The organism is Gelidimonas diazotrophica, assembly GCF_055694025.1.
Genome location: NZ_CM146349.1, coordinates 1,763,380 through 1,783,867, shown reverse-complemented (window position 1 = coordinate 1,783,867; position 20,488 = coordinate 1,763,380). Strand labels below are relative to the sequence as shown.

Below are 20,488 nucleotides of genomic sequence, written 5' to 3'. Positions count from 1 at the left end.
ATAACTATTCAGCGCGCCATGGATAGCTCTCTCGCGCGCTTGCGGGAGATGGAGTCCGCAATAACCAAGGTGGGCCAAATCAAAACTTAGCCTTGATTGCATTGCCACATAATGCGGCCGGAATATTTGCTACGTCCCTTGTATGCTCGCCCTAACCCCCTTCCACGAATGGGCGAGGGGATTAAACAGTCCTCACCTAACGGGCTGAATAGTTACGATGCACAGCACCATTCCTGACTGCTGCAAATTAACGTTTTTTATCCGGTTTCGATTACCATCCACCTGGTTGAATATCTGGATGCAGCGCATGTTATCAATAGAAACTGGAAAGACCGCACCTGCCAGCGCCGCCGCCATCAATGCAGCCGTGGCCGGCTTGCTGCTGGCGGCATTTTATAATCCTGTTTGGACCAATGCGGTGCAGGCGCCGAGCGACTTCGGCCTGGCGCTGATCGCGTTCGTCGCCCTGATGTTCTGGAAGCTGTCGCCCGGGCTCGTCGTCTTGGGCCGCGGCATGGCCTGCCGGCTGCTGAGTGTTGTGCTGTGACAGCGCAGCGCGCCAAGCTTGCGATTGGCACTATTCAACATACTGGATCACGTATTTTTACGTTCCGCAATTAAACAGTGCGGAAAGTAGCATGTTTTTACCTATACTCCATATATTAATTCAATATGATAAAAGCTGAAAAATTCCGCACGCTGCGCCAGATTCCCTCCAGCATCTGGGCGCTCGGCTTGGTCAGCCTGCTGATGGATGTTTCCTCCGAGATGGTGCATGCGCTGCTGCCGCTCTTCATGATCACCACCTTGGGCGCGAGCGTTTTCATCGTCGGTCTGATTGAAGGCGCGGCCGAGGCAACCGCTTTGATTGTCAAGGTATTTTCAGGGGCACTGAGTGACTATCTGGGCAAGCGCAAAGGGCTGGCAGTGTTCGGCTACGGCTTGGCCGCGCTGACCAAGCCGATCTTCGCGCTGGCGTCTGGCATCGGCTGGATTTTGAGCGCGCGCCTGATGGACCGGGTCGGCAAAGGGATTCGGGGCGCGCCGCGCGATGCGTTGGTGGCCGACTTGGCGCCGCCCCATTTGCGCGGCGCAGCGTTCGGGCTGCGCCAGTCGCTCGATACGGTGGGCGCGTTTCTCGGCCCGCTGACTGCAATAGTGCTGATGCTGCTGTGGGCCAATGATTTCAGAGCCATATTCTGGGTGGCCACCATCCCTGCGGTGCTGGCAGTCGTGTTGTTGATTGTCGGCGTGCAAGAGCCCGAACGCAAAATCACGGAAAAACGCAGTAATCCGATCCGCTGGGACAATCTCCAGCGCATGGGACGCGACTATTGGTGGGTGGTGATTATCGGCGCGGTATTTACGCTTGCCCGTTTTAGCGAAGCATTTTTGCTGCTGCGCGCGCAGCAAGGCGGCATGGCGCTGGCTTGGGTGCCGCTGATTATGGTGGCGATGAACGTGGTGTATGCGTTCTCGGCCTATCCATTTGGCAAACTGTCCGACGGCGTCAGCCATACCGGCTTGCTGGCAGCGGGATTGCTGGTGCTGATTGCGGCCGATATCGTATTAGCCAGCAGCAATACATGGCCGGTAGTGTTGCTGGGTGTGGTGCTGTGGGGTTTGCATATGGGCATGACGCAAGGCTTGCTGGCAGCTATGGTGGCGGCTACCGCGCCGGTCGATTTGCGCGGAACCGCCTTCGGCTTTTTCAATCTTGCCAGCGGGCTGGCGATGCTGGTAGCCAGTCCGCTGGCCGGCTGGCTGTGGGATGGCTACGGCGCATCTTTTACTTTTTATGCCGGTGCAGTTTTTTGCGTCGCTGCGCTGCTGCTGATGTTTGCCAATAGACAGCGTGGAACCACATAAATCCCGCAAAAAATTGCTTATTCAGTGGCGAACAGGCGCGCCCAGCCGTCATGTCCCAGGCGGTGCAAGGTTTCGATATTTTTTTCGAAAATATCTTCTGCCTCTGGATACGCGGCCACCGCTTTGTCGATACTTTCCTCGCGCAGCAGGTGCAAAGTCGGGTAAGGAGCGCGATTGGTGTAGTTGTCGATATCGTCCAGTCGCGTGCCCTCGAACTGGTATTGCGGGTGAAAGCTGGCTACCTGCAACACGCCGCCCAGCTCCATATCCTCAACCGCCGCATCGGCCACATCCAGAAAGTCGTTGTAATCCAGAAAATCGGTCAACGTGCCCGGATGGATCAAAAGCGTGGTTTCAATCTGCTCTGCCGCACAATCGTCCAGCACCTGTAGTTCATCCATCAAATCTGCCAGTAACGCTTCCGGCGTTGTCGCTGCGCTGACCACATAACGAATCTGATTCTTGACATGCACAGCCTTGGCAAACGGACACAGATTCAAGCCGATCACGGCTTTTTCGACCCACGCCTGGGTATCTGCGATAATTTTTTGTGAGTTATTCGCGCTGCTCGTCATGGTTTGCCTTTTCTGCTATGGGTTTCGAACCTGAGCTTATAACATCAAACCGGGGCCGATAACGGCTGGCGCTCGTTAATCTGCAGATCCACTTGGATCGAGCCATAAAGTTACGGCCGCTACTGATAACGCACCTTTCCTTGGACAATCGTAGCGACGCCACGCCGAGTAAGTTTGTACAGAGCAAGGCCGAGGTCGGCCGCCAATCATTGCAGATGCTTCCGAGAACATTGGATGCCACCGCAAGAATATCTTCTAGCCGAGCTTAAACAAACAGATGCGGAGTTAGGGAGTTCTTGGATGTTCGAGAATTGACAGCGCTGCCGTTGGCAAAAGCAAAAGTACTGTGCTGCGGTCGCATCTGCGTCGTGTGTGAAACGGTATGTGCCTGAATAGTATAATCGGCGCTTACCGTTGCAGCGCCAGCCAACAGGGCTGGTGTTATTTTGTCTGCGCATGATCTGCGTAACTGTTGCCAGCCTCGCATACCCTGCGGCCTCTGGCATGTGCATGTTGGTCCACACCACTGCTTCATTCTGGCGGTAGTCACGCCCATTTTCCTTTTTTCTGGTTGCATTTTGTGTGTCGTGGGATGCGGCCGCCCCATAATTTCAAGGATATTAACCATGCAGAGCATTGCTCGTCTAAGCCGCTTTGTCGGCAAGACTTTTGCCATTTGGGTATTGCTATTTTCGGTACTCGCTTTCTTTACTCCCAATCAGTTCCGCTGGATCGGCCCTTATATCGTGCCGTTGCTGGGCATCATCATGTTCGGCATGGGACTGACGTTGTCCAAGGACGACTTCCGCGAAGTATTCAAACGCCCTGGTGACGTCGCCATTGGCGTAGCCGGCCAGTTCATCATCATGCCTAGCCTCGCCTGGCTGCTCTGCACGCTGCTGCAACTACCACCAGAGGTCGCTGTGGGTGTGATTCTGGTGGGTTGCTGTCCTGGCGGCACGGCCTCCAACGTGATGACCTTCCTGGCACGCGGCGATGTCGCGCTATCGGTGGCAATCACATCAGTCACTACCCTACTGGCGCCCGTGGTGACGCCTGCGCTGATTTACCTGCTGGCGAGCCAGTGGCTGGAAGTCAGCGCCGCAGCCATGTTCTGGTCGATCGTTCAGGTGGTGATCCTGCCCATCGCACTGGGCGTGCTAGCGCAATCCCTTCTCCGTGAGAAAGTCAAAACCTGTGTGGAGGTGCTGCCTCTGGTTTCTGTAGTGGCGATTGTAGCCATCGTGGCAGCCGTGGTTGCCGGCAACCAGGCCAAGATCGCCACCAGCGGACTGATGATCTTTGTCGTCGTCGTGCTGCATAACGGCTTGGGGCTACTGCTGGGCTACTGGCTAGCCAAGCTAACGGGATTAAGCGTTGCCAAGCGCAAGGCCATTGCGATTGAAGTAGGTATGCAAAACTCGGGCTTGGGTGTGGCGCTGGCTACTGCGCATTTCTCGCCACTGGCCGCCGTGCCGAGCGCTATCTTCAGCGTCTGGCACAATATCTCCGGCCCCTTGGTCGCGACGTTGTTTCAGCGTTTCAAGGACGAGGAGCCGATGGTTGCCTCGACGCCAAAAACGGATGCAGCGCAGAAACTCTGAGAACATTTCCATAGAGCAATATCTCTGAGGCCGCGCGTTTGATAACGCGGCCTACCAGGACACAAATCGGATTTTCTTGAAGATAGGTTTAAAAAGAGACTTATGGGTGATCCTGCACAGAATGCAGCGCAGGATCATGATTCAAAACCCCGATTAAGCTGATCCGCAGTCCGGGCAGGAACAAGCCGGATGTAGAGCAGAACGCAAGAAAGCGATACTGGACTCTGGCTCTAGAAACACTGGGAATTTGTTACCGGCATCCATACAATACGCTGCACACGTATGCCACTAAGCAGGCTGATGATGGAATCGGGTGGCGATTAGCCAAGCGCTCCGTACAGGGAAGAAAGAAGGGACAAATGGCACGTGATCAAGTGTCATGTGCGTAGTGTGTCAGTTACGGTGTCGCTTAAAAAACCAAAGGCCCCGTAGGGCCTTGATTCTAAAGCAAATTACTGGCGGAGACTGAGGGAGTCGAACCCTCGATACAGGTTTAAGCCCATATGCTTCCTTAGCAGGGAAGTGCCTTCGACCACTCGGCCAAGTCTCCACGTCTTAGCGGGAATAATTACCTGCTGCGACAAAGAAAAGGATCATATCTTCTCAGATGCAATCGGTCAAGAAATCTATGCCTTAAAACGCATTTTGACGCGCTTTTTATGCATTTTCCAAATTAAAGGTCTTATGCAGGGCACGCACTGCCAACTCCATATATTTCTCATCAATCAAAACTGATATCTTGATTTCAGAAGTAGAAATCATTTGAATGTTAATACCTTCTTCAGACAAGGTACGGAACATCTGTGAAGCAATTCCTACATGGCTGCGCATGCCGACACCGACCACAGATACCTTCGAAACCTTGGTATCGCCGACAATGCTGGCGGCACCGATGTGCGCCTTAACGCTTTCGTTCAAAACATCCATTGCCTTGGTATGTTCATTGCGCAGCACCGTAAAAGTAAAATCCGTCTTGCCTTCGACTGATTGATTCTGGATGATCATATCGACTTCGATATTGGCATCCGCAATAGGGCCAAGAATCTGATAGGCAATTCCTGGCTTATCAGGCACCCCCAGTACGGTAATCTTGGCTTCATCGCGGCTAAATGCTATACCGGAAATAACGGCTTGCTCCATATGTGTATCTTCCTCAAACGAAATCAGTGTGCCGGAATTAGCTTCTATTTCCAGCGGTATCATCGGATCAGTCAGTGACGACAGCACCCGTGTCGGCATTCTGTAATTACCCGCAAATTCAACCGATCGAATTTGCAAAACTTTTGAACCCAGCGAAGCCAGTTCCAGCATTTCTTCAAACGTAACTGTCTTCAGTCGTCGTGCCTCGGGAACCACACGAGGATCGGTTGTGTAGACACCATCCACATCCGTAAAAATCATGCATTCTGACGCCTGCATTGCAGCAGCTACGGCAACCGCTGATGTATCTGAGCCGCCGCGTCCCAGCGTGGCAATATTGCCGTCTTCATCCACGCCTTGAAAACCGGCAATGATAACAATTTTCCCTGCATCCAGATCGCGACGCACTTTGACGTCATCAATAGATTGAATGCGCGCCTTGTTAAACGCAGAGTCAGTCTTGATCGGCACTTGCCAGCCGGCATAAGAGACAGCTTTTTTTCCGATCGCCAACAGGGCCATTGATAGCAGGCCAACGGATACCTGTTCGCCGGTGGCGGCAATCATATCAAGCTCGCGCGGATCTGGTTGATCCATTAGCTCTTTGGCGAGACCTATCAAGCGATTGGTCTCGCCAGACATTGCGGAAGGAACCACTATAATTTGGTGGCCGGCATCATGCCACTTTGCAACGCGCCGGGCTACATTTTTGATGCGCTCAGTTGAGCCCATTGATGTGCCGCCATATTTATGAACGATTAAGGCCATGGGAATTAAAAGGTTGACTTGGAAAATGGAAAAAACGTAAAAAAACAATCTTTGACTTTACATGCTGCAACGCAAAATAACAAGTGGCCGCCTTGGAAAATTCAGCGATAAAGAGCAGCAGACATAAACCCAAGTTAAAAATCGTCCGCTTGCCAGCGCAGTGAAATTTTCTGCCCCGGCGTATCCCGAAGGTGAAGGCGATGACAATCCATACCGATACCGGCCGCAAATAAAACCGCACCGTCGCACGCCGTAATGACAGGCAGACGCGTACGCTCCCAGGCTGGAACATTGCAGGCCTGATAATGTGACTTTAGATTTTTGGTCGGGCGATTTAGCGCTAATTTCATTCGCTCACCACCACAGCGCAGACGAATCGTCAGAGGCTCATTAAGCAACCAATCCACATCGATTCCCTGCTCCGACACATCAAAATACATAATGCCGCTGTAGGCTGGAAAAGCGATCTGCCTTTCCCCCATCCAGCGAAAAGGTGCCGGCGCCACAGATAATCCGGCCTCATCGAGTTTGGGCGTCATGAATATGCGATTGTGATAACGACGAATATGACAATCGGCGTGCGTTACACACAGTTGCGCATCCTCCTTCGCTTCCAGTAACTGCACCAACATTTCGCTTAACCAAGCGGTAGATGGCATTCGTACGCCGCGCGAACCGAACCAGTAACGCAGCAAATTATAGGTTCGATCCGGACTCAGGCGCCTGAGGTGCCTGATGTCCAGGCAAGCGCCGTCCTGACAATCTCGCAAATCCTGTTCCGCCAATGCAATCAATAAGCGCTGTGCCGACTGTGCATGCTGTGCGGTTCTGGCAAGGCGCTCCTGGAAACCGGGAAAGGATTGCGCCAGTGCCGGCATCACTGTATGCCGTAACGCATTACGCGCATAACGAAGATCGGAATTCGACTCATCCTCTACAAAACTGACGTCATTTTTAGCTGCAAACGCTGCCAACTCTGCACGAGATGCCGTCAACAGGGGACGAGCCATCTGCACACTGGCATCCCCCAGCAAATCAGGAGCGGCATTCTGGATATCCATACCGGATAGTCCAGCTACCCCAGAGCCACGCAATAATTGCAGCAATACAGTCTCTGCCTGATCGTCCTGGTGATGTGCAGTCAGCAGTATTGATACATGATGTTTGCGGCATAACGCTCCCAGTGCTGCATAGCGTCCGATGCGTGCAGCTTCTTCTATGCCAGTCTTGGTCGATTTTTCAACTGTGATTTTCTGTGCATCAAACTGAACATCCAATTGTTGGCATTGCGCGTCACAGTGCGCCAACCAGTCGTCTGCATTACGGCTGATCCCATGATGAATATGGAACGCGCACAGGGCAAATCCATATTTGATCGAGAATTTATGCGCCATGTGCAGCAAGACTGATGAATCGAGTCCACCACTGTAAGCAATCGCTAATTTTGGTGGTGTTTCATGCAAGCCTGGAAAAACCGACACATCGTCGTCAACCGATGGCCCGTTTTGCATGTTGCCAGAAGCAGAAAAGCGCGCCAGGATAGTATTTAGCGCGCGTTCGAAGGCGTCGTTGACTAACGCAGCCTGATTATTGTTCACAAGATTACTCCGAAGGGGAAATTTCCTTGAACTTACCGTAACTCATCAGTTTTTCATGACGTGTTGCGATCAAATCCTTTGTTTTCACGCCTTGAAACTGGCGCAAAGTATCGGCTAATGCGCGTTTGAGCAACGACGCCATTTGCTTCGGATCGCGGTGGGCTCCACCTAGTGGTTCGTTAATGATCTTGTCGATCAGTCCCATTGCCTTGAGGCGATGTGCTGTCAAGCCCAATGCCTCGGCCGCATCGGAAGCACGCTCAGAGGTCTTCCAGAGAATGGAGGCACATCCTTCGGGCGAAATTACAGAATACGTCGCATATTGCAACATCAGCACCGCATCGCCGACCGCAATAGCTAGTGCACCGCCGGAACCGCCTTCACCGATAATCGTCGCAATCAGCGGCACTTTGAGTTCGGCCATTACATATAAGTTGTGACCTATTGCTTCGGACTGCCCGCGCTCTTCGGCATCGATACCAGGAAATGCACCTGGCGTATCGACAAAGGTAAACACCGGCAAGCCAAATTTTTCAGCCAGCTTCATTAGGCGCATTGCCTTGCGATACCCTTCCGGCTTGGGCATGCCGAAATTGCGCAATGCGCGCTCCTTGGTATCGCGGCCCTTTTGATGACCGATCACCATGCAGGACTGTCCATTGAATCTGGCTAAACCGCCCACAATGGATAAATCATCTGCATAAGTGCGGTCGCCATGCAATTCGTGGAAATCAGTGAAGATTTCGTTTACATAATCCATCGTGTATGGACGCTGCGGGTGCCGTGCAATTTGCGAAACCTGCCAAGGCGTCAACTTTGCATATATGTCTTTGGTCAGTTGCTGACTTTTTTTGGACAACCGATCAATTTCTTCGGAAATGTCGACCGCGGAGTCATCTTGCACAAAGCGCAATTCTTCAATTTTGGTCTCAAGTTCGGCGATCTGCTGTTCAAAATTGAGAAATGTTGTTTTAGTCATCGTATTCCTTGTCACTTCAACTGAAGTGGATTCAATATTCTACCGGGACAGGGTCCAGGCTACGCCACAAATACCACGTAGCTACGGTACGCCAAGGCTCCCAATTGGCAGCCACTTCACGAACAACGCTACGAGAAACCGGTTCGCCTGAAAAATAATTCATGCTAATACCTTTGAGCAATCCAAGATCATCCAAAGGCAAAATATTCGGACGCAGCAGATTAAATATCAAAAACATCTCTGCTGTCCATCGTCCAATACCGCGGATCTGAATTAACTCTTCGATGACATCTTCATCATCCATTTCAACCCATTTGTCTGCATGCACCCGTTTTTCTTTGAAGTGCTCTGCCAGATCGAAAATGTATTCTGTCTTACGCTTAGACAATCCACAACCAGAAAGTCCCTCCTGCCCTAGCTTGAGTAATTGTGCAGGAGTACATTTTGGACTTGCCAACAACAATCTTTGCCAAGCAACTTCTGCTGATTTGACTGATATTTGCTGCCCGATGATGGAACGCGCCAAGGTTGTAAACGGCTCACCTCTGCCCACCAAATGCAGATCACCGAATTGCGGAATCAATCGGCTCATGATGCGATCGCGCTTCATTAACTGCACTTTAGCCTCAAGCCAATAAGCAGGGACATCCTGTATCGTCATACTGTTTGTATCATTCATGAACGACGCCAGTCGGTTGCGCCGCCAGCCTTGTCTTCCAATACGATCCTGCTATTTAATAAAGCTGCGCGAATGCGGTCCGCTTCTACGAAATTTCTGCTTTTTTTAGCCTCGGCACGAGCATTGATCATCGATTCAATTTCATCTTCAGATAATGAGGACGCATCTAAATCTTGCGCAACGTCGTTTGCTGCGGTACGCCCCTTCAAGAAGTCATCCGCTTCACGTTGCAGCAATCCAATCGTACTGGATAAGCCGAGCAACTGACGAGCCACCATGGGGTTTTGGGTCCGGTTGAGTTCATTTGCCAACTCGAACAAGATTGCAATTGCCAGCGGCGTATTGAAATCATCTGCCATCGCCTCGGCAAAGCGAATCGCATGCGGTTCTTGCCAGTCCAGTGGTAATTGATCGCAAGCAACCCCCTTGAGGGCCGTATAAAGACGAGTCAAAGCACCTTTGGCATCATCGAGATGCACATCCGAGTAATTGAGCGGACTACGATAATGCGCGCGCAGAATAAAAAAACGAATCACTTCCGGATCATATTTCTTCAACACCTCGCGGATAGTGAAGAAATTACCGAGAGACTTCGACATTTTCTCATTGTCGATCCGCACAAATCCATTGTGCATCCAATAGTTGACAAATTGATGCCGATGCGCGCCCTCGGATTGCGCAATCTCGTTTTCGTGGTGGGGAAATTGCAGATCCTGGCCGCCACCATGAATATCAAAATGCTCGCCCAGAATTTGCTCTGACATGGCTGAACATTCGATATGCCATCCCGGCCTTCCCTGGCCCCAGCGCGAATCCCACTTGACTTCATCCGGCTCGGACTCTTTTGATGCTTTCCAAAGCACGAAATCCAGTGGGTCGCGTTTGCCGACATTAAGTTCAACCCGCTCTCCGGCACGCAGATCAGCCAAGGACTTCCCGGACAACTTGCCATAGCCGGCAAAGTCACGCACCGAGAAGTTGACATCCCCATCGGTAGCCCGGTAGGCCAAACCATTCATTTCCAGTTTTTCAATAATACCCAGCATCTGGGGCACATAGTGCGTGGCGCGCGGTTCATGATCGGGTTTTTGCACTCCCAACGCCGCGGCGTCTTCATCCATTGCCTGGATAAAACGATTGGTCAATTGCGAAATGGTTTCGCCGTTTTCTACCGCACGTTTAATAATTTTATCGTCGATGTCGGTGATGTTTCGCACGTATGTAACGTCATAATCCGATGCACGCAACCAGCGCTGAACCATATCAAATACCACCATCACGCGCGCGTGACCCAGATGGCAATAGTCATAGACTGTCATACCGCAAACATAGATGCTGACCTTGCCAGGCACGATAGGGGTAAATGCCTGCTTTTCACGCGCAAGCGTGTTGTAAATCTTTTGGATGATCATGTGGAATATGTGTTTCAGTCGAAAGTGTATGCATTGCAATGTCTGTCCATGCTGACCGCATGTAACGGCATTGCCATAAGGATCGCCGAAATCCTTTTAATTGTGCTTATTTGATAGAATGACTTTTTCGCCGAAGTATAACATTGATAAATCCATGCCTTTTGCCACTCTTCATTCAGTAAATCTGTCCACCAATCGTGTTTTTGGTCGAACTATTACCCTGTCTGGTCTGTTGGCCGCGTTCCATGCAGTACTAATACCGTCCTTCTAATTAACTTGATACGTGGCAATTTTCTGATGATGCATGCAGATGCCGTAAGGCCATTCTGAATCTCGTCGATGATGAATTAATCGTGAGCACATTCACGCAAGACATCCAGATTGTGGCAAGGCAAGCAAATCCATTCGCAAACGCCAATACTGGTCCAAGTAAGAATATCAGTGAAAATTATCTATGAAGCCAACATTTAAGGATTCCATAATGCAACATGCACGACGTCATTTCTGTTCCTTGCTTGCCGGATTAACATTCTGCGGCGCACTCGGCGCAGCACATGCTGCCGACGCGCCTCAGGTTTCCCTGAAGACCAGCATGGGTGAAATCGTACTCGAACTTTATCCGGAAAAAGCGCCGAAATCTGTTGCCAATTTTTTGCAATATGTCAAAAACGGCCACTATAACGGCACTATTTTTCATCGCGTAATCGAAGATTTCATGATTCAGGGTGGTGGCTTTGATCAAAAGTTGCAGCAGAAGCCCACTGGCGCACCGATAGAAAATGAAGCCAAAAATGGCCTCAAGAACGTGACCTACAGCATCGCAATGGCACGTACCGGCGCACCACATTCTGCCACCGCACAGTTTTTCATTAACACCAACAATAACCGGCCGCTGGATTATCCGAGTCAGGACGGCTGGGGTTATGCTGTCTTCGGCAAGGTTATTAAAGGCACCGAAATAGTCGACAAGATAAAAACGGTTTCTGTTTCAGATCAGGGCATGCATCAACATGTACCGGTTAAGGCCGTCATAATTGAGTCGGCTACGCTCATCCGTTAAATTATAAAAGCCAGCAAAAAATCACGCGCCACCCCATATAAAAAGGACTTTTATGGCAGTCATTCTCACCACTAACCACGGCAATATCAAACTTGAGCTGGATGCTGAAAAAGCACCGAAAACGGTTGAGAACTTCCTCAATTATGTCCGTTCCGGGCATTACGACGGCACCATTTTCCATCGTGTAATTGATGGCTTCATGATTCAAGGCGGTGGATTCGAGCCTGGTCTGAAACAAAAACCTGCCAACGATTGCGTTGAGAATGAAGCCAAAAATGGCCTCAAGAATGCGCAATACAGTGTTGCCATGGCACGCACCTCGGACCCCCACTCTGCATCGGCACAATTTTTCATCAACCTCAAGGCAAATGATTTTCTCGACTGTCCAGGGCAGGATGGATGGGGTTACTGCGTATTCGGCAAGGTAGTCGAAGGCATGGATGTGGTAGACAAGATCAAGTCGGTCAAAACCACCCGTGCGGCAGGCGGACATGCCGACGTCCCGGTTGAAGACGTGATCATTGAAAAAGCAGAGATTGTTTAAGCACCTGATATCGTCCGGTTTTTACCTGCAACCAATTTTATGACGACAGTCTCTTCAATAGCGCAACCGGCAACGGTTGCGCTTTTTATTTCCGATTTGCACCTAAGCGAGTCGCAGCCTCGTACCACCCAGGCATTTTTCGATTTCCTGCAGCAACGGGCTAGTCAGGCGCAAGAGCTATACATACTGGGAGACTTGTTTGAATACTGGGCTGGCGATGATGACTTGGGTAATCCGTATAACAAAAGCGTAATCGATGCGCTGCGCGCGCTCAGCGACACCGGAATCCAGATATTCTGGATTCCGGGCAATCGTGATTTTCTGGTCGGAACAGCATTTGCACAGGCGACTGGTTTGAGGTTGCTGCCAGATCCGTTTATTGCCAGCATCGGCACCTATCGCATCACGCTAACCCATGGCGATGCGCAGTGTACTGATGACACTGCCTACATGGCATTCCGCGAGCAAGTCAGGCAAGCGCAATGGCAAACGACTTTCCTGTCGTTACCATTGTCGCAACGCAAGACAATCGTTGCCGGTTTGCGCAATGATAGCCGCCAGGCCAAAAGTACAAAATCGTATGACATCATGGATGTCAACGCCTTGGCGATTGATGATTTGTTTGATGCGACCGGCACAGCCATCATGATTCATGGCCACACGCACCGCCCTGCCCGGCACGAATCCGCCAATGGCGATAAGCAACGCGTCAGATATGTGCTACCCGATTGGGATCTTGATACGAAGGTGCCGCGCGGCGGCTGGATTGCCATCGATGCAAACGGAGCAATCAAGCGCTGCAATATTGCTGGACATGAAATATTATAGCCACAATAATAATATAAAAAATATGGAGTATGCCTAAAAATACCTATATTTCCGCATATACATAAATCGGGCTTAAAAAATACTATGTGATGTATAAGAAATTACCAAAAATTATCGGCATACGATGCCAACTATCCGGCATCAATCAAATTGTTTCCTGAAAGTTTCAAACTGCTCGGTCAGCCAGTCGACCTCACGACGCAGCCTTACCACCTCTTCCTCCAGCTGACCAACACGGTCATGCCGCGATGACTCTATGATCGTACTGCCTGAGACAAAACCAGCTGCCGTTTCCTGACGCGTCAATACGTCATCCCCAGACAACAAATGTGCATAGCGGGATTCCTTGGTGCCGGGCGCTTTAGGCAGACAGGCGACCAAGGGCGGGTACTTATCCATCAGGAACTGCAATCCGGACTCCACTTCGGCAATCGAGGAAAAGTCATGGTGCCGCACGCTGCGGGCGCGGATTTCACCGGCGGTTTGAATTCCGCGCAACATCAGCTGCGTAAGGATTGCCAGCTTGTCCTGTTCCAGCAGCCATACCATGCGCAAGCGATGCTCATACTTCGACACCCGCGCACCGGCTTGGCGTACCTCTGCCACAAATTTTCTTTGCATCAAGCGCTGCAGGATATCTTGCACCGTACTCTCGGAAATCGACATTACCGGATCGCGGCTCGAGAGTTGATTGCAGCCATTAACTAGCGCATTGAGCGATAACGGGTAATTATCCGGCGTCAGCGCCTCTTTTTCAGCCAGAACAGCCAATACTCTGATTTCGAAAACATCCAGCAAATGGCGGGTGTCAGGATTTTTTTCGGCCGCACCGTCGGTATTCAATTGTGTATCCAATTTGCCATCCTCATTCCACAAGTTTGTTCATTTGGTCAGGATTGAATTTTTCTGAATCGGGAGCACTATCGCATGCGATTCCAGCGGACTTCAGCGCTGCCATCATCTTCTCGATCTGGTGCTCTTGCGCTGCTGCATTGTTAATCAATCCATGCAGCGCCTTGGATAGAGGGTCATCTCCATTCGGCGTAACGCCATAAGCCGCAAACATGCGCGCTGCCGATTCTTCCCTGGACTCCGGCGCGCTTTTTTGAATGATGCGCGCAGGGTTGCCAACCGCCGTTGCACCCGCCGGTACGGCTTTCACTACGACGGCATTGGAACCTACCTTGGCATTCTCGCCCACAGTAAAATTGCCCAGGACTTGCGCGCCGGCGCCAATAATGGCGCCCCGTTCAAGCGTCGGATGGCGCTTGACGCCCTTGTATAGCGAAGTCCCGCCGAGCGTTACTCCTTGATAAATTGTGCAATCGTCACCGATTTCGGCCGTTTCACCGATCACCACACCAAAGCCGTGATCGATGAAAACCCGGCGCCCGATAATGGCGCCAGGGTGAATTTCGATACCGGTCAGAATGCGTGCGATATGCGAAATGAAGCGTCCCAGCCATTTCAGATCATGCGTCCAGCACCAACGCGCCCAGCCATGGGCGACGATTGCATGCAGGCCCGGATAACATGTCAAAACTTCCCATGTATTGCGCGCCGCTGGGTCGCGCGCAATGATATTGCGAATATCTTCTCGAAGGCTGCTAAACATAAAAATAGGAATAAGTAGGCTAAAACGCGATGTTAACGTTTAAGGGAAAGATTTGCCGAACCGTCAGATGGAGCGTTCGCAAACGCAAGGCTGAATGCCTCTGGTTCAACAAGACCCGAATTGAATTCAGACCCTGTTTCGAAGCTTAGACTGTAGCGATTCGCTGGCGCCGCGCTTCGTAAAGGCAAATGCCTGAAGCGACCGAGACATTCAGGCTCTCTACGGAGCCAAACATCGGCACACTCACCAGCACGTCACATGTCTCGCGCGTCAAGCGACGCATGCCTTCTCCTTCTGACCCCATCACAAGTGCGGCCGGACCGGAGAAATCTCCCTGGTAAATGGTTTTTTCTGCATCCTCAGTGGTGCCGATTAGCCAAATATCGCGCTCTTTAAGATCCCGCATGGTGCGGGCCAAATTGGTCACTGTAATGTAAGGTACCGTTTCTGCCGCACCGCTGGCCACTTTGGCCGCGGTAGCATTGAGCCCAACCGCACGGTCCTTGGGCGCGATAACTGCATGAGCACCAGCGCCATCCGCCACCCGCAAACAAGCGCCCAGATTGTGCGGATCAGTAATACCGTCCAATATCAAGAGCAAAGGCGGCCCGACGATTGCGTCAAGTAGTTCATCCAGATTGCGCGCTAAGGAAAGTTCCCCGGCCTTGGCCACTACACCCTGGTGCCGACGCGTACCGACGATGTTGCTTAAACGCTGATCATCGGCCTGAATAATGCGCACCTTGACAGCTTCAGCAGCGCGGATCAGTTCCTGCATGCGCCTGTCGTGGCGAGCAGAGTCAATATAAATTTCTTCAACCGAGGAGGCATCATGCCGCAAACGTGCTGTAACGGCATGGAAGCCGAAAATAATTTTACTCTTCATTGTTATCGTTTCTTTTTGGCTGCTTTAGGGGCTGTTTTTGGTGAGCGCGCCTTTATAGGTGCTGCCGCATGCTTGACGGATTTTGATTTAGGCGTTTGTTCTGGTCCGGCAAGCGCCTTGTTTTTGTCTAAATTAGTCTTATTTTTCTTGCCAGTGGGCGCTTTTGCGATTGCGCGGCGTGCAGGTTCCTTGGCTGAATTTTCCGCAGCAAGTTCACTCACAAGGCGCAAATCAATCTTACGTGCATCAATATCGACACGGCTGATCTGCACGGTTACACGATCGGTTAATTGATACCGCTTGCCGGTACGCTCGCCACGTAATTCGTGTCGTGCCTCATCATATTTGAAGTAATCCGTACCCAGCTCAGTGATATGCACCAAACCTTCAATAAAAAGTGAGTCTAACTGCACAAAAATACCAAAGGTCGTCACCCCGGAAATTGTGCCGGTAAATTCTTCGCCTAACTTATCCCGCATGAAATAGCATTTCAGCCAGGCTTCGACATCACGCGACGCCTCATCTGCACGACGTTCATTTGCGGAGCAATGAACGCCCAGCGCATCCCAGATCGTTAGATTGGCTTCCGGCTTCATTTTGCCCTGTGCCTTATCCTTAACCTGCTGGCGCCGGGTGGATGTAGACAGGGTCGTGTTCAGCAGACTGGCATCAATTCCTTTAGGCTCATATCGTTTGCCCTGAATGATTGCCTTGATCGCACGATGCGTCAACAGATCCGGGTAACGACGGATGGGACTAGTAAAGTGAGCATAAGCTTCATAGGCCAAACCAAAATGCCCGATATTGTCAGGGCTATAGACAGCTTGTTGCATTGAACGCAATAACATTGTTTGCAACAAAGCAGCATCCGGGCGTAGCTTGATCTTATTCATCAAATCAGAGTAATCGCCGGACGAAGGGCCGTCACCGCCGCCTAAGGACAGACCCGCCTGTTTGAGAAACGTCCTAAGCTGATTCAGCTTTTCTTCTGTGGGTCCGGCATGAATACGGTACGTGCCAGCATGTTTATGCCGTTGCAATAAATCGGCAGCACAAACGTTTGCTGCCAACATACATTCTTCAATGATCTTGTGAGCATCATTCCTAGTGCGTGGAATGATTTTTTCAATTTTCCCGGCCGGGTTACATACGATGTAGGTTTCAGTAGTTTCAAAGTCGATGGCACCACGCGCTTTACGCGCCTGCAATAAAGCGTGATAAATGGCATTCAGGTTCGACAGGTGCGGCACCAACGACTGGCGCTTGGAAGCTGCCAAGCCATTGCTATCAGCAAGAATTTCGGCTACTTCTGTATAAGTAAATCGCGCCGCGGAATGTATGACTGCAGGATAAAATTGATATGCCTTTATTTCACCTTGCGCGCTGACCACTAGATCACACACCAGTGTCAATCGATCTACATCTGGATTCAGTGAGCAAAGGCCATTCGATAATTTCTCAGGCAGCATCGGTATGACGCGTCGTGGAAAATAAACTGAAGTGCTACGCTCCAATGCATCCTTATCCAGCGCATCATTTGGTTTTACGTAATGACTGACATCGGCGATAGCAACGATTAAACGAAAGCCATTGCTGCGGCCTATCTTGACAGGCTCACAATAAACGGCATCATCAAAATCCCGTGCATCTTCGCCATCAATGGTAACCAATGGCATATCGCGTAAATCTATTCGGTCCGCAAAATCTACTGCCAGCACCTCAGCCGGAAGTTTGGCTGCCAATTTGGAGGCCGCCTCAGAAAATACATGCGGCACACCATACTTTCGCACGGCGATCTCGATTTCCATCCCTGGATCGTCAATATCGCCCAATACTTCCATTATCTTGCCTGCTGGCTGAGAATAACGGGATGGCTGTTCGGTTAATTTCACATTAACAATTTGGCCGGATTTTGCCTTGCCTAACGAACCGGTGAGTAAAATATCCTGCCCGATACGCTGGTCTTCCGGCACCACAATCCAGACACCATTTTCATTCAATAAACGTCCGATGACGTAGTTGTTGGAGCGCTCAACTACCTCAACGATACTACCCTCAGGACGGCCGCGCCGATCGGTGCCAACAACTCTTGCCTGAACACGATCACCATTCAGCACTTTCTGCATCTCTTTTTCAGAAAGAAAAATATCTGCACTGCCATCTTCAGGAATCAAGAATCCATAGCCGTCGCGATGACCACTGACCCTACCTAAAATAAAACTGGTTTGATTTGCCAATTGATAACAACCGTTCTGGTCGGGTTTGATCTGACCATCGCGATCCATCGCTTTCAAGCGTCGAATCAAACCATCAATTTCATCTGGTTTAACATTAAGCGACAGCGCTATAGATTGCACATCCAGGGGTACGCTGGTTGAACGTAGAACGCCGAGAATGTCTTCTCGGCTAGGGATAATGTAGGGGAATTGGCTCAAAGGATCTGTAAGTAAGTTTTAGTAACAATATGTAGTAGTGTAACGGAGGCAGGGAAATTGTCCTAACCAGTGAAAGCCTGAAGAAACTATATGATTTGAGATGTTGACTTTTGGCCTCTTTGCTTTATAATTTCATTCTTTCGCAGCAAGTCAATATTAAGAATATCTGTAAAGTACATATACTAGCAGATGAAACTTAATATAGATTAGGTTTTATTTATATAGAGCGAGAAGCAAAAGTATAATATTTTTTATCTTGCGTTAAACAAGATAGTAACGGTTGCAGTGCCCACGTGGCGGAATTGGTAGACGCGCATGGTTCAGGTCCATGTGCCTTTGGGTGTGGGGGTTCGAGTCCCTCCGTGGGCACCAAAAGATTAAAAACCATTGAGAATTCAATGGTTTTTTTTCGCCTAAAATAATTAAGTCTTTGTAGATTTTCTGTTTCTGCAATCTCAATAATAGATACTAAGCAAGACTATATTTGCTATGAGATATCTATAAGTCTGTTACGTCCATCATTATTTTCAGAAAACACAATTGCTATGTCACAAACCAATAAACCATCAGTTACCTGATGGTTTATTGGTTCTGTACTAGTGATCACACTTTTCAAGAAGAGCCGCTCACTTGCTCTCGCCTTTCTTTAACCAGGCCGATAGTTGATAAGGTCGCAAACCATCATAGTCCTCAAAAGGTTGATGTATCCAGGGATTTGTTTCTAGATAATCAAGATAAAAATCTGGTCGTATTGATGAGCATGCCTTACACCAAATTACCGCTGACTTAACTTCTGTAACCGAAGATAAATTTTGCTGGAGGTGGTGTTGAACGCGTTCAAGAGTAACGCCCGAATCCACAAGATCATCAACAACCAAAACCTTACCAGTAAGCGCACCTTTTGCCATGGTGATGTATTTTGCAATATCTAACTCTCCACGCAGAGTCCCAGATTCATCGCGATATGAACTCGTCGAAAGGATAGCCAAAGGAACATCAAAAATGCGGGAGAAAATATCTCCAGGCCGCAATCCACCGCGCGCCAAGCAAAGTACCTGATCAAATTTCCAGCCTGATTCGTGTACGATCTGTGCCAGTTTTAAAATGGAACGATGATAATCCTCCCACGACACCCAAAGGTCTGTCTCAGTATTAAGCGCCATACTACGCATCCTTTTATTATTTAAATGGGTGTCGGAGTACGATAGTCTCTTCACGGTCTGGACCTGTAGATACCATATCGATAGGAACACCAACCAGTTCTTCTATCCTTTTAATATAACGACGAGCGTTTACAGGCAAGGCGTCTATAGAAGTAGCGCCAACCGTCGATTCTTTCCAGCCTGGAATTTCTTCGTAAATAGGCACACAGCGGGCAGCATCTTCTGCACCGACAGGGAAAATATCGATGATTCTCCCATCAAGCTGATACCCTGTGCATAATCTCAGGGCGTCAAGACCATCCAAAACATCAAGCTTGGTTAGACACATACCAGAGATTCCATTGATTTGCATTGAACGACGCAATAATGCCGCATCAAACCAACCACACCGACGCGCGCGCCCGGTGACCGTTCCAAATTCATGCCCTATCCGCGACAAATGCTCCCCGATACCTTGGTCAGTCGGCAACTCAGAAGGAAATGGCCCTGAGCCGACACGCGTAGTGTAAGCCTTGGTTATGCCAAGAATGTAATGAAGCATATTGGGCCCTACTCCTGCCCCTGCTGCTGCATTGCCGGCGACACAATTACTTGATGTAACGAAAGGATAGGTCCCATGATCGACATCCAACAAACTACCTTGTGCTCCCTCGAACAATAAATTTGCACCAGCTTTATATGCTGCATGAAGCGCGCTTGATACATCTGCAACCATAGGAGCTAAACGCGGCACAGTTGAGAGTGCATCATGCAATGTCTTCTGGAAATCAATTGAATCAGCTTTCAGATACTGCGTTAATACAAAATTATGATAATCGAGGTTTTCGCGTAATTTTTCTGCAAAACGGTTTTCGTTCATGAGATCAGCTACGCGAATTGCTCTGCGTGCGACTTTATCTTCGTAAGCCGGACCGATACCTTTGCCAGTTGTACCAATTTTGAAATTTCCGCGAGAAATTTCACGAGCTACATCTAAGGCTGTGTGATAAGGCAGAATAATGGGGCAAGCTTCTGATACCTTCAATCGCGAAGCGACTTCTACTCCAACTACTTGTAACTTATCAATTTCACGCAATAAGTCAGGGACAGATAGCACCACTCCATTACCAATATAACAAGCAACACCTGCCCGCATTATCCCTGAAGGAATAAGTTGTAAAGCTGTTTTTATTCCATTAATAACCAGCGTATGACCCGCATTATGTCCGCCTTGAAACCGCACCACACCTTGCGCGTGATCTGTCAGCCAATCGACAATTTTACCTTTACCCTCGTCACCCCACTGGGTACCTACCACGACTACATTTTTCGCAATACTATTATTTTGTAACAT

The 20,488-nt window shown here is 49.9% G+C and carries 18 protein-coding genes and 2 tRNA genes; 7 read left to right on the top strand and 13 right to left on the bottom strand.

Going from position 1 to position 20,488, the window contains the following annotated elements; all coding sequences use genetic code 11:
• Nucleotides 1-307 precede the first annotated feature (307 nt).
• Together KGFNPO_RS08270 and KGFNPO_RS08265 are read left to right on the top strand one after the other, a co-directional pair.
• Nucleotides 308-547: a hypothetical protein gene (locus KGFNPO_RS08270; RefSeq protein ID WP_472634269.1), complete on the top strand. Its 240-nt coding sequence runs from the start codon at nucleotides 308-310 to the stop codon at nucleotides 545-547.
• A 125-nt stretch (nucleotides 548-672) separates the two neighbouring features.
• Nucleotides 673-1,869, top strand: a complete 1,197-nt coding sequence (locus KGFNPO_RS08265; protein WP_472634268.1) for an MFS transporter — start codon at nucleotides 673-675, stop codon at nucleotides 1,867-1,869.
• A gap of 17 nt (nucleotides 1,870-1,886) precedes the next feature.
• On the opposite strand, the gene KGFNPO_RS08260 is transcribed toward KGFNPO_RS08265, so the two are convergent.
• Nucleotides 1,887-2,444, bottom strand: coding sequence for a DUF1415 domain-containing protein (locus tag KGFNPO_RS08260; RefSeq protein WP_472634267.1), 558 nt, complete (start codon nucleotides 2,442-2,444; stop codon nucleotides 1,887-1,889).
• Between the two features lie 626 nt (nucleotides 2,445-3,070).
• Between KGFNPO_RS08260 and KGFNPO_RS08255 the strand changes: the two genes are divergently transcribed.
• Nucleotides 3,071-4,048, top strand: coding sequence for a bile acid:sodium symporter family protein (locus tag KGFNPO_RS08255; RefSeq protein WP_472634266.1), 978 nt, complete (start codon nucleotides 3,071-3,073; stop codon nucleotides 4,046-4,048).
• Between the two features lie 456 nt (nucleotides 4,049-4,504).
• Here KGFNPO_RS08255 and KGFNPO_RS08250 read toward each other — a convergent pair.
• From KGFNPO_RS08250 to cysS, 6 genes are all read right to left on the bottom strand, one after another.
• Nucleotides 4,505-4,598, bottom strand: a tRNA-Ser gene (locus KGFNPO_RS08250).
• Between the two features lie 107 nt (nucleotides 4,599-4,705).
• A complete protein-coding gene (locus tag KGFNPO_RS08245; protein ID WP_472615570.1) occupies nucleotides 4,706-5,956 on the bottom strand; it encodes an aspartate kinase in 1,251 nt (416 codons plus the stop codon).
• A 134-nt stretch (nucleotides 5,957-6,090) separates the two neighbouring features.
• Nucleotides 6,091-7,554: a tRNA lysidine(34) synthetase TilS gene (gene tilS / locus KGFNPO_RS08240; protein ID WP_472634265.1), complete on the bottom strand. Its 1,464-nt coding sequence runs from the start codon at nucleotides 7,552-7,554 to the stop codon at nucleotides 6,091-6,093.
• 4 nt (nucleotides 7,555-7,558) lie between these two features.
• On the bottom strand, nucleotides 7,559-8,533 hold the full coding sequence (locus KGFNPO_RS08235; protein ID WP_472615568.1) for an acetyl-CoA carboxylase carboxyltransferase subunit alpha: 975 nt from the start codon (nucleotides 8,531-8,533) through the stop codon (nucleotides 7,559-7,561).
• 31 nt (nucleotides 8,534-8,564) lie between these two features.
• Nucleotides 8,565-9,212, bottom strand: a complete 648-nt coding sequence (locus KGFNPO_RS08230) for a DNA-3-methyladenine glycosylase family protein (protein ID WP_472634264.1) — start codon at nucleotides 9,210-9,212, stop codon at nucleotides 8,565-8,567.
• Nucleotides 9,209-10,624, bottom strand: a complete 1,416-nt coding sequence (gene cysS / locus KGFNPO_RS08225; RefSeq protein ID WP_472634263.1) for a cysteine--tRNA ligase — start codon at nucleotides 10,622-10,624, stop codon at nucleotides 9,209-9,211. Before cysS ends, KGFNPO_RS08230 begins: the two co-directional genes overlap by 4 nt.
• Before the next feature lie 481 nt (nucleotides 10,625-11,105).
• Between cysS and KGFNPO_RS08220 the strand changes: the two genes are divergently transcribed.
• Genes KGFNPO_RS08220 through KGFNPO_RS08210 form a run of 3 tightly spaced genes read left to right on the top strand, consistent with a single transcriptional unit; the run spans nucleotide 11,106 to nucleotide 13,056 of the window.
• Nucleotides 11,106-11,684: a peptidylprolyl isomerase gene (locus tag KGFNPO_RS08220; RefSeq protein ID WP_472634262.1), complete on the top strand. Its 579-nt coding sequence runs from the start codon at nucleotides 11,106-11,108 to the stop codon at nucleotides 11,682-11,684.
• 52 nt (nucleotides 11,685-11,736) lie between these two features.
• Nucleotides 11,737-12,228 (top strand): peptidylprolyl isomerase, encoded by a 492-nt coding sequence (locus tag KGFNPO_RS08215; RefSeq protein WP_472634261.1) that lies wholly within the window; start codon nucleotides 11,737-11,739, stop codon nucleotides 12,226-12,228.
• Nucleotides 12,229-12,267: 39 nt separating this feature from the next.
• The gene (locus KGFNPO_RS08210) at nucleotides 12,268-13,056 is read left to right on the top strand and encodes a UDP-2,3-diacylglucosamine diphosphatase (protein WP_472634260.1); all 789 of its coding nucleotides are present in this window, start codon (nucleotides 12,268-12,270) and stop codon (nucleotides 13,054-13,056) included.
• A 141-nt stretch (nucleotides 13,057-13,197) separates the two neighbouring features.
• Here the strand turns inward: KGFNPO_RS08210 and KGFNPO_RS08205 are convergent, their stop codons facing one another.
• From KGFNPO_RS08205 to rnr, 4 genes are all read right to left on the bottom strand, one after another.
• Entirely contained in the window at nucleotides 13,198-13,911 is a 714-nt protein-coding gene (locus KGFNPO_RS08205) for a YceH family protein (protein WP_472634259.1), read from the bottom strand.
• 10 nt (nucleotides 13,912-13,921) lie between these two features.
• Nucleotides 13,922-14,671, bottom strand: coding sequence for a serine O-acetyltransferase (cysE, locus tag KGFNPO_RS08200; RefSeq protein ID WP_472634258.1), 750 nt, complete (start codon nucleotides 14,669-14,671; stop codon nucleotides 13,922-13,924).
• A gap of 145 nt (nucleotides 14,672-14,816) precedes the next feature.
• The gene (gene rlmB / locus KGFNPO_RS08195) at nucleotides 14,817-15,557 is read right to left on the bottom strand and encodes a 23S rRNA (guanosine(2251)-2'-O)-methyltransferase RlmB (RefSeq protein ID WP_472634257.1); all 741 of its coding nucleotides are present in this window, start codon (nucleotides 15,555-15,557) and stop codon (nucleotides 14,817-14,819) included.
• A gap of 2 nt (nucleotides 15,558-15,559) precedes the next feature.
• Nucleotides 15,560-17,992 carry a ribonuclease R gene (gene rnr / locus KGFNPO_RS08190; protein WP_472634256.1) on the bottom strand — a complete coding sequence of 811 codons (2,433 nt, stop codon included), beginning with the start codon at nucleotides 17,990-17,992 and terminating at the stop codon, nucleotides 15,560-15,562.
• Between the two features lie 287 nt (nucleotides 17,993-18,279).
• Between rnr and KGFNPO_RS08185 the strand changes: the two genes are divergently transcribed.
• Nucleotides 18,280-18,364 (top strand) — tRNA-Leu (locus KGFNPO_RS08185).
• 254 nt (nucleotides 18,365-18,618) lie between these two features.
• Here the strand turns inward: KGFNPO_RS08185 and KGFNPO_RS08180 are convergent.
• Together KGFNPO_RS08180 and KGFNPO_RS08175 are read right to left on the bottom strand one after the other, a co-directional pair.
• Entirely contained in the window at nucleotides 18,619-19,155 is a 537-nt protein-coding gene (locus KGFNPO_RS08180) for a phosphoribosyltransferase (protein ID WP_472634255.1), read from the bottom strand.
• A gap of 16 nt (nucleotides 19,156-19,171) precedes the next feature.
• Nucleotides 19,172-20,488: an adenylosuccinate synthase gene (locus KGFNPO_RS08175; RefSeq protein WP_472634254.1), complete on the bottom strand. Its 1,317-nt coding sequence runs from the start codon at nucleotides 20,486-20,488 to the stop codon at nucleotides 19,172-19,174.